Below are 9281 nucleotides of genomic sequence, written 5' to 3'. Positions count from 1 at the left end.
CGGGGGAACGCACGGGGGAACAGGGAGGCGCCGGTCCGGCGGTGGCCCGCGGGGGACGCGGCCACCGTCGGACCGGCGCTCCCGCCCGCCCCGTCACCCGGCCTCAGCGGCGGCCGCTGACCCGGCCCTGCAGCAGCCGGGACAGGGCGGAGTGCACGTCCTCCAGGGAGCGCTCCGGCTGGAAGGACTTCCAGTCCAGCGCGGCCACCAGCACCATGCCGACCAGCGCCGCCGCCGTCAGCGGGACGTCGATCTCCTCGCTGAACTCGCCGTCGGCCACGCCCTCGCGCAGCACGCCCTCGACCACCGCCACGGCCTGCTGCCGCACCACCATCAGCGTGGACTGCCAGGCCCGGTTGGTGCGCCACAGCTCGGCCACGTACAGCTGGGTGAAGGCCGGGTAGCGGTCGATGAAGACCAGGCCCGCGCGGATCATCGCGTCCAGGGCGTCGACCTTGCCGCCGCCCTCCCCGGCCGTCCTCTCGGCCGCCTCCCGCAAGGAGGCGGTCAGGAGGCCGACGCCGTGCCGCAGCAACTCCTCGAAGAGGACCGACTTGCTCGCGAAGTTGTAGTAGACCGTGCCCTTGGCGACCCCCGCCCGCTCGGCGATCTCGTCCACGGTGGTGGCGGAGAAGCCCTGTTCGGCGATGAGGGTGACGGCCGCCTCGTAGAGCTTCTGCCGGGTGGCCTCGCGGCGGGCGCTGCCGCCCGACGTGGTGCTGCTGCGTTCCATGGCCCTGATTCTCACAGGAGCGCCGGTCCGTCCGTTCACAGGCTCAGCTCCGGGTGCAGCCGGTCCAGGGTCCACACCTGCCGGCGGCGGGCGGTCAGCGCGGTCAGCGCGAGGGCGCCCGCGGTGAAGGCCGCCAGCACGGCGCACGCCTGCCACACCGGTCCGAGACCGCCGCCCGTGATGAGCCGTCTGAGCGCCTCGACGACGTGGGTCATCGGCAGGAAGGGGTGCAGCGCGTTGAAGAAGCCGGGACTGGTCTGCACGGGGTACGTGCCGCCCGCCGAGGTCAGCTGGAGCATCAGCAGCGCGAGGACGAGGATCCGGCCGGCCGCTCCGAAGCGCGCGTTCAGCCACTGCACGATCGCCGCGAAGCACGCCGTCACCAGGAACAGGAAGCCCACCGTCCCCGCCGCCCGGGCCATCCGCAGCCCGAGCGCCCAGTGCAGCACCGACATCAGCGCCACCGTCTGCAGCACCCCGATCGCCAGCACCGGCAGCCACCCCGCCAGCGCGACCCGCCGGGCCGAGGCGCCGGCGGCGAGGGCCCGCCGGTTCATCGGCGGGATGAGCATGTACGCCACCATCGCGCCCACCCACAGCGACAGGGGGATGAAGTACGGGGCGAAGCCGGTGCCGTAGTTGGGCGCCTTGTGCAGGTCGTGGGTGACGAGCCGGACCGGGTCGGCCATCACCTCGGTGCGCCGGTCGCGGTCCTGCCGGTCGTAGTCGGGGATCCGTTCGGCGCCCTGGTGCAGCCCGCCGGCGAGCTCGCCGGAGCCGTCGACGAGCCGGTAGATGCCGCCGTTCAGGTCGTCCGCGCCGGTCTTGAGCCGGTTGACGCCCTTGTCCAGGTCCAGGGCGCCGGTCTCGGCGGTGTCCAGCCCCTTGGCCAGCTTCTTCGCGCCGGCGGCGACCTTGCCGGCGCCGGTGTTCAGCTGGTTGATCCGGGTGACGGCGTCGTCGAGGTCCTCGGAGAGGCGCGGGACGCGGTCGACGAGCGTCCGGGCCTGCTTCTCCAGGGTGCCGAGGCGGGTGTCGAGTTCCTCCAGGTCGTCGCGGCGGTCGGTGACCAGGGCGCTGACCTCGTCGGCGACGGCCGCCGCGGCGGCCGTCGCGTCCCGGGCCCGCTCCAGATCGGCGCAGGCGGGATCGGGCAGGGCGGTGTCCTCGGCCGGGGCGGGGGCCTCGCAGCGGGCCCGGTGCACCTCGTCCACGGTGCCGGACGCCGCGCGGGCGTCCTTCGCGGCGGCCGGGGCCCTCTTCTCCAGCGCGTCGAGGTCGCCGCGGAGCCGGGCCGCCGAATCGGCGACGAACCGGGCCGTGTCGCCGATGGCCTCCTCGTTGTCCTCCAGGAACGGGCCCAGCCCGGCGTCGACGGCGTTCACCTTGTCGGCGAGCGTCCGGGTCCCGTCCGCGACCTTCCGCGCGCCGTCCTCCAGGTCGCCCGCGCCCCGGTGGAGGTCCTTCAGGCCCTCGGACAGCTTGCCGCTGCCCTTGCGGGCGTCCCCCAGGCCGTCGGCGAGGTCCTGGGAGCCCTTCTCGGCCTTCCCGATGCCGCCCTTGAGCTCGTCGGCCCCCTTCGCGGCCTTGACGGTCTCGCCGTGGATGTCCGAGAACGAGACGAAGATCCTGTCCAGGAAGGAGCGCGAGGTCTTCGTGGACGCGGCCCGGCGCACCTCGCCGAAGACCGTCCGGGAGATCTGCCCGACGAGGTAGTTGTTGGCGTCGTTCGTCCGCACCTCCAGGGCGCCGGTCTCGGGGGAGTCGCCGGAGCCGGAGGCGACGCGGCGGCTGAAGTCGGCGGGTACGGTCAGCGACAGGTAGTAGGTGCCGTCCTCGACGCCCCGCCGGGCCTCGTCCGCGCCCACCTCCCGCCAGTCGAAGGTGTCGCTGTCGCGCAGGCCCTCGGCGATGTCGTCGCCCGCGGTGATCCGCTTGCCGTCGGCACTCGCCCCCCGGTCGTCGTTCACGAGCGCCACGGGGATCCGGTCGAGACGGCTGTAGGGGTCCCAGAACGACCACAGGTACAGGGCGCCGTACAGCAGGGGCAGCACCAGCAGGGCGACCAGGGCCGCGCGCGGCAGCCTGCCGCGGCCGAAGCGCCGCAGCTCAAGAGCGGCCAGTCCCGGCGAGCGCATCGGCCGCCTCCTCCTCTTCGTTTTCGTCTTCGTCTTCGTCTTCGTCTTCGTTTTCGTCGTGCTCGTGCTCGTGCTCGTCGCGCTCGTCGTGTCCGTCGCGCTTCTCGCCGTGCCCGGTGGGGCCGGTGCCGGCTTCGGCGCCGGGGTCGTCGTGCCCGGTGGTTCCCGTGCCGACCGCCACCGCGTCCCGGGGCGCCTCGCTGCACACCGCCACCACCGTCGTGCCGGTGCCGGCGATCGACCTCAGCAGGTCCCAGACCTCGTCCCGCTCGGCGGGCGAGAGCTTCAGGTCGACGTCGTCCACCCCGAGCAGCCGGGGGCGCCCGAGCAGGGCCAGCGCGAGCGACAGGCGCAGCGCCTCCACCCGCTCCAGGTCCCGTACGGCGGTCCGCGCGCCCTTGGGCAGCGTCGCGAGGTCCAGCCCGGCCTCGGCCAGCGCGGTCTCGACGCGCCGCCTCCGCTCGTCCGCGCGCTCGCCGCGCGGACGCAGCAGCCCGCGCAGGGAACCACCGAAGCGGTGCTGCAGCAGCGCCCGCTCGCGCAGGTGCTCGCCGACGGTCAGGGCCGGCTCGAGATCGGTCACGCCGGTGACGTGCGCGAGCGCGCTGACCCGGCGCACGGCGGCCATGCGCCGGGGCAGTTCGAGCCCGCCCACGACGGCCCGGCCCTCCGTGGGCCGCATCCGCCCGGTGAGCGCGAGCAGCAGACAGGTGCGGCCCGACCCGGAGGGCCCCTCGACGGCGATCAGCGAGCCGGGCTCCGCGTCGATCCCCACCCCGCGGAACGCCCAGCCCCGGGGCCCCTCGAGCCCGAAGTCGCGGGCCGAGACGGCGAGACCGGGCGGATCGTGCGCCGCGCCCCCCATGCGTCCCCTTTTCCCTCCGCACCCTCGCGGAATTTTTGAACTGACTGGTCAGTGCAAAAGCTAGCCCGAACGCTCGCTCGAAGCAAAGGCCCAGGTCAGAACGGATTGTCAGTGCCATACCGCACGATGAGCCCATACGGCACCTCGTCTCAGGGCGTGCCGTCACGAAGACGACAGGAGGTTCGTCATGGCCAACTCGTCCGCAGCCGCCGCCCGTCGGCGCCGCACAGCCGGCCCTGCCCCCTCACTGAACGGCCCGGCGAGCGACGTCCACCCCGTGCTGCGCCGCGCCTCGGCCCCGCCCGCCGCTCTCGACCTGCTCGCCCAGGCCCGTGCCGGACTCGACGAGGCCACCGTCCTCGACATCCCCAACGAGCGCTACGCGACGGCCCACCTGGCCGCCCTGCGCACCGCCGCCGCCGTGCTCGCCGCGCGCGGCCGGCCCGAGGCCTCGCCCCGGGCCCGGGCCAGGATCAGGAGCGCCTGGGAAGTGCTCCCCGAGATCGCGCCCGAGCTCACCGAGTGGAGCGCGCTGTTCGCCTCCGGGGCCCGGCGCCGGGCCCGGGCCGAGGCGGGCATCCAGGGCGCGGCGAGCGGGCGGGACGCCGACGACCTGATACGGGACGTGGCGATGTTCCTGCGCCTGGTGGAGCGCATGCTCGTCCTCCAGCCGGTGCTTCCCCGGTCCCACGGGGACCCGGACCGGCCGGAGGGCCGCGCCCCGGGCGGGGACGCGGACGGCGGCCCGGCCCGGGAGGTGCCGGACGCGGGCTGACCGCCCGTCCGCGGCGGAGTCCCCGGGGTGGCGCAGGCAGGTGACCGGGCACCGCGCCCCAGGCAATAGGGTGGAGAACGCCTGAACCCTTCTCCGCTCCGGTGCTCCGGTCCGGGGGAGGGAGCCCGATCGCTCCGCCGAGGATGAGGCGGTGCCGCGCCGAGGAGTCAACTGCCGTGCCGGATCCGATGCGCCCGCCCGCCTCTCCCCACTCGCACCCCGTGCCCCTGCGTTCCGACCCCTCGCGGCCCCGGGCCGCTCTTCGCACCGCCGTGGTCTGGGAGGTCCTCCGGGACGCCCTGGAGCGCCGGGCCGAGGCGACGGGACGACAGGCGCTGGACGTCCTCGACACCGGCGGCGGCAGCGGCAACTTCGCGGTGCCCCTGGCCCTCCTCGGCCACCGGGTCACCGTCGTCGACCCCAGCCCCAACGCGCTGTTCGCCCTGGAGCGCCGCGCGGCCGAGGCCGGCGCCGCCGACCGGGTCCGGGGGGTCCAGGGAGACGTGCGCGGCCTCTTCGACGTGGCCGAGCGCGGCGGCTACGACGCCGTGCTGTGCCACGGCGTCCTGGAGTACGTCGACGACCCGGCCGAGGGCGTCCGCAACGCGGTGGCCGCCCTGCGCCCCGAAGGCGTCCTCAGCCTGCTGGCCGCCGGACTCGGCGGCGCCGTGCTCGCCCGGGCCCTCGCGGGCCACTTCAGGGAGGCCCGGCAGGCGCTCGACGACCCGGACGGCCGATGGGGCGCGGGTGACCCCGTGCCGCGCCGCTTCACCGCCGAGCAGCTCACCGGACTCGTCGAGGGCGCGGGCCTCGCGGTCGGCGCCGTGCACGGCGTGCGGGTCTTCGCCGACCTCGTTCCCGGCGCGCTCGTGGACACCGAGCCCGGAGCCCTGGACGCGCTGCTGGAGCTGGAGGCCGCGGCGGCCGAGCTCACCGCCTTCCACTCGGTGGCCACGCAGCTCCATGTGCTCGGTGAGGCACCGGGGGCCGGTGAGGCGCCCGGGACCTGAGTGGCCGCGGGTGCCGTGCCGCTGATCAGCGGCGCGTCCGGAGCCCCGGCCGCGCACGGAGTGTGCCCCGGGCCCCCCGAATGGCGGCTTGGCGCCGTATGATCGAGGGAGACCGCCCGGCATGACGGGCCGGCCGCAGGGGAAAGAGATGCCTCAGCGGGCCGGGACGTCCATGGCGGGTCCGGTTGGCCAATTGGCGCAGAGGGGCGGGTTTCACGGGGGCGATTCCCTGCCTATCCTGAAGGGACCCCCCGGGTCGCCCCCGGCGACTGCACGATGAGGAGGACTCCGTGCCGCTCTCGGAGCACGAGCAGCGCATGCTCGAGCAAATGGAGCGAGCGCTGTACGCCGAAGATCCCAAGTTCGCGTCGGCGCTTGAGGGAAGCGGGCTGCGTACGTACACCCGGCGGCGGGTCTACCAGGCGGTCGCGGGCTTCCTCGTAGGTATTGCGCTCCTCATGGCCGGTATGGTCGCCCAACAGGTCTGGCTCAGCGTCGTGGGATTCCTCGTGATGCTGGGATGCGCGGTCCTCGCCGTGACCGGCTGGCGCAAGGCGCCCAAGCCGGGCGAGCAGGCCGTCGGCGCCCCGGGCGCCACCCAGGCCGGACGCCAGGGCAGACAGCGGCGCTCCATGATGAACCGCATAGAGGAGCGCTGGCAGCGCCGTCGCGACGAACAGGGTGGCCACTAGCTCTCCGCGCCGCTCTCCGGGAAACAGCTGAAGACACGGGTCAGGGGGTGACCACCGCCGAGGTGGTCGCCCCCTGACGCATGTCCTGACGCGGGCGCGGTCCCCGGCACGGGCGCGGTCACGAACGCGGAGGAGGGGCGGGACGGCCGAGCCGTCCCGCCCCTCCTCCGTCCCGTTCCTCCCCGCTCCTCCGCCCGTCGGCCGGGCTCAGCCCTGCTGCCGCGACGGCTTGCGCCAGGTCGACGGCCTGCGCCACGTCGGCCGCATCGCGAGGACCCGTTCCCGGACGCCGGACCACCGGGCCGACGCCGCCCACACCAGGCGCACGGTGGAGCGCGGGGCGAACAGCGCGCGCAGCCGGGCGCCCCGGCCCGCCCTGGACCGCAGAGCGGCGGCCACCCGGCGCACGTCCTCCGTCAGCCCCGCCGTCGGCCGCGGGCGCGGCGCGTACAGGACCTGCTCGACCGCGTCGGCCACCCGGTGCACCGAGGCCGCCGCGGCCGGGTCGAGATGCCCGAGCCGCACGATCCGGGCGGCCGCCTTGCGCGGGGTCAGCGACTCGTCCGGCGGGATGCCGTGGTCCCACGCCGTGTCGCTCAGCTCCTCCCAGACGGCCAGGACGTACGGCGCCACGTCCGCCTCCGAGCGGCCGTGCGCACCCAGGCGCACCGCCCGGGTCCTCATCCGCCACAGCATCGGCGTCAGCGGCAGCAGCAGGACGGCGAGACCGGTCAGCGACCAGGCCAGCAGCGCGGGCCACTTCGGTCCGTCGTCCCCCGTGGGCAGCGCCGCCTGCGGCGACTCGCTCTCGCACGCCCCCAGCCTCCTCCGCTCCGTCGAGCAGCTCTCGCTCGGGGAGGGAGCGTCGGACGGCTCGGAGGTCGTGGCCCGGGACGGTCGGGCCGGGTCGGGCAGCGTGCTGTCCGTGGCCTCCGGCACGGTGTAGGACGGCACCGAACCACGGGTCGGGGTCGGCTCGAAGCGGGTCCAGCCCACGCCCTCGAAGTACAGTTCCGGCCAGGCGTGCGCGTCCCGCAGCCCGACCGCGATCGTGCCGTCCGCCTGCGGGGTGCCGGGTGCGAAGCCCACCGCGACCCGCGCCGGTATGCCCAGGGAACGGGCCATCGACGCCATCGCGAAGGAGAAGTGCACGCAGAAGCCCTGCCTGTCCCGCAGGAAGCGGGCGATCGCCTGCGAACCGCTGCCGACGTCCACCTCGGTGTCGTACTCGAAGTCGCCGTTCAGCGTGAAGTACTCCTGGAGCTCGACCGCCTGGTCGTAGGCGTTGTCCGCGTCCGCGGTGACCTCGCGAGCGGTCCGGGACACCACGGCCGGCAGCGACTCGGGCAGCTCGGTGTACTCGCGCTTCAGGGCGGGCGGCGGCTCCGGGGCGCCGGCCAGCTGCTCCGGCGTGGGCTGCACCTCGAGGCTGCGCACCTCGTACGTCAGGCCGCGGGTGTTCTGGCCGTGGTCGCCGACCAGCGTCATGCCGACCGGTTCGTAGCGCCAGTCGCCCTTGACGCTCACCCCGCTCGGCGGGTACGGCATCGGCAGCCAGTCCTGGCCGTACCAGTCGGCGGTCGAGATCGTCGTGCCGATCTCGGTGCGCCTGATCTCGGTGCCGAGCCCCATCGGGGTCGGGAACGTGCCCTCGGGCACGGTGGTGATGGAGCGCTTGGACGGCTTCCACGTGGTGCCGTCGAAGTCGTCCAGGGAGACGATCCGCAGATACAGGTCCGAGACGTTCGCCGTCTCGGAGCGGACCGACAGGACCTGACGGTCCTCCTCCACGTTCAGCGAGTCACGCAGCGACACCAGGGGGTTCACCGCCGAGATGGTGCCGCCCCCGCCGGTGCCCGAGCCGACGCCCGCACCGGTGGCGTCCAGCAGGCCGCCGTTCATCGCGGGCAGGCCGAGCGGCACCACCAGGGCGATGCCCAGCGCGACCGCGCCGATCCGCCGGCCGGTGCGCACCGGTGCGACGGCCACGGCCGGTCTCCCGCCCGGGCCGCGCGCCGCCCCGGCGAAGACCCGCCCCCACTGGGAGAGCCGGTCGCGCCCCTCGGTGAGCAGCAGCGTCAGATAACCGGCCGCCGCCAGCAGGAACCACAACCAGTCGACGCCGCCGTCGGACAGCCCCGCGGCCACGGAGTACAGGGCGAGCAGCGGAAGACCGGCCGGGGCCGCGCTGCGGAAGGTCACCGCGAGGGCGTCCACCAGCAGCCCGATCACCAGGACACCGCCGATCAGCATCAGCCGGATGCCGTCGGTCAGCGGCGCCGGGATCGCGTACCGGCCGACGTCGTTCCCGCCCTGCTCCAGCAGCCCGGAGAAGAACCGGAGGGCCTCCGGGCCGGGTATCAGCCCGGCGAAGGCGTGCTCACGCGCGAACAGCAGGGTCAGCAGCATCACGCTGACGAGCGCCTGCGCCGCCACCGTCAGCGCACGCGCCAGCGGCACCCGGCGGGCCGCCGCGCCCACGCCCGACTGCACCGCCAGGACGATCGCCGCCTGGAGGATCCACAGGGGCGGATCGACCAGCGGCAGCAGCGCGCACGCCGCCAGCAGCGTGGCCGCCCACGCGGTCAGTGTCAGCCTTGCCTGCCCGCTGATCACGGTCCCTCCCCACCGCTCGCCGTGGCCAGGCCCGAACGCTCCCGGTCCGCCTGCCGCCACAGTTCGTCCAGCGAGGCGCCCCGCGGCACCGCCAGGGCCGTCCAGCCCGCCTCGCGCAGCATCCGCAGCCACTCCCCGCCCCGGTCCGACGGGCCGGGCACGTCGGCCGGTTCCCGCAGCCAGGTCCCGCTGTCCAGCAGGAAGGCGAGGGCGCCCCCGCTGCGCTGCCGCATCCGGGCGAGGACCGCGGCCTGCTCCTCGTCGAGATCGCCGAGGAAGGCCACCAGCAGCCCCTCGCCCCCGCCGCGCAGCACGTCGTAGGCGCGGGACAGGCCCGTCTCCTCGGAGTGGTCCACCACGGCGAGGGTGTCCATCAGCAGTCCGGCCGCGTCCGCCGACTCCTGGTCCATCCCCGCGAAACCGTCGGAGCCCCCGCCGGGCACCGCGGTGCC

General features: G+C 74.9%; 7 protein-coding genes and 1 pseudogene. 3 read left to right on the top strand and 5 right to left on the bottom strand.

Translation table 11 applies throughout. The features are described from left to right. Positions 1–103: 103 nt before the first annotated feature. Genes B7L92_RS24500 through B7L92_RS24490 form a run of 3 tightly spaced genes read right to left on the bottom strand, consistent with a single transcriptional unit; the run spans position 104 to position 3736 of the window. Positions 104–733 (bottom strand): TetR/AcrR family transcriptional regulator, encoded by a 630-nt coding sequence (locus B7L92_RS24500; protein ID WP_004989200.1) that lies wholly within the window; start codon positions 731–733, stop codon positions 104–106. Positions 734–768: 35 nt separating this feature from the next. Next, entirely contained in the window at positions 769–2871 is a 2103-nt protein-coding gene (locus tag B7L92_RS24495) for a YhgE/Pip family protein (protein WP_081239590.1), read from the bottom strand. Beyond that, positions 2843–3736, bottom strand: a complete 894-nt coding sequence (locus B7L92_RS24490; protein WP_081239589.1) for an ATP-binding cassette domain-containing protein — start codon at positions 3734–3736, stop codon at positions 2843–2845. The genes B7L92_RS24495 and B7L92_RS24490 overlap by 29 nt, the downstream gene beginning before the upstream one ends. Positions 3737–3923: 187 nt before the next feature. Here B7L92_RS24490 and B7L92_RS24485 point away from each other — a divergent pair, with 187 nt between their 5' ends. The 3 genes from B7L92_RS24485 (at position 3924) to B7L92_RS24475 (ending at position 6213) form a co-directional block, all read left to right on the top strand. Further along, positions 3924–4511, top strand: coding sequence for an SAV_6107 family HEPN domain-containing protein (locus B7L92_RS24485; protein WP_081239588.1), 588 nt, complete (start codon positions 3924–3926; stop codon positions 4509–4511). 176 nt (positions 4512–4687) lie between these two features. Then, positions 4688–5521, top strand: coding sequence for a class I SAM-dependent methyltransferase (locus tag B7L92_RS24480; RefSeq protein WP_081239587.1), 834 nt, complete (start codon positions 4688–4690; stop codon positions 5519–5521). A 290-nt stretch (positions 5522–5811) separates the two neighbouring features. After that, positions 5812–6213 carry an SCO2097 family morphological protein gene (locus B7L92_RS24475; protein ID WP_081239586.1) on the top strand — a complete coding sequence of 134 codons (402 nt, stop codon included), beginning with the start codon at positions 5812–5814 and terminating at the stop codon, positions 6211–6213. A gap of 207 nt (positions 6214–6420) precedes the next feature. Here B7L92_RS24475 and B7L92_RS24470 read toward each other — a convergent pair whose 3' ends face one another. Together B7L92_RS24470 and B7L92_RS24465 are read right to left on the bottom strand one after the other, a co-directional pair. Further along, positions 6421–8829 carry a transglutaminase TgpA family protein gene (locus tag B7L92_RS24470; RefSeq protein ID WP_255311119.1) on the bottom strand — a complete coding sequence of 803 codons (2409 nt, stop codon included), beginning with the start codon at positions 8827–8829 and terminating at the stop codon, positions 6421–6423. Further along, positions 8826–9281 (bottom strand): annotated as a pseudogene (locus B7L92_RS24465) (DUF58 domain-containing protein); the annotation flags it as partial. The gene B7L92_RS24470 and the pseudogene B7L92_RS24465, both read right to left, overlap by 4 nt.

The organism is Streptomyces viridosporus (genome assembly GCF_002078235.1).
GTDB classification, from domain to species: Bacteria; Actinomycetota; Actinomycetes; order Streptomycetales; family Streptomycetaceae; genus Streptomyces; species Streptomyces viridosporus.
This window is presented reverse-complemented; position numbering and strand designations above follow the sequence as displayed.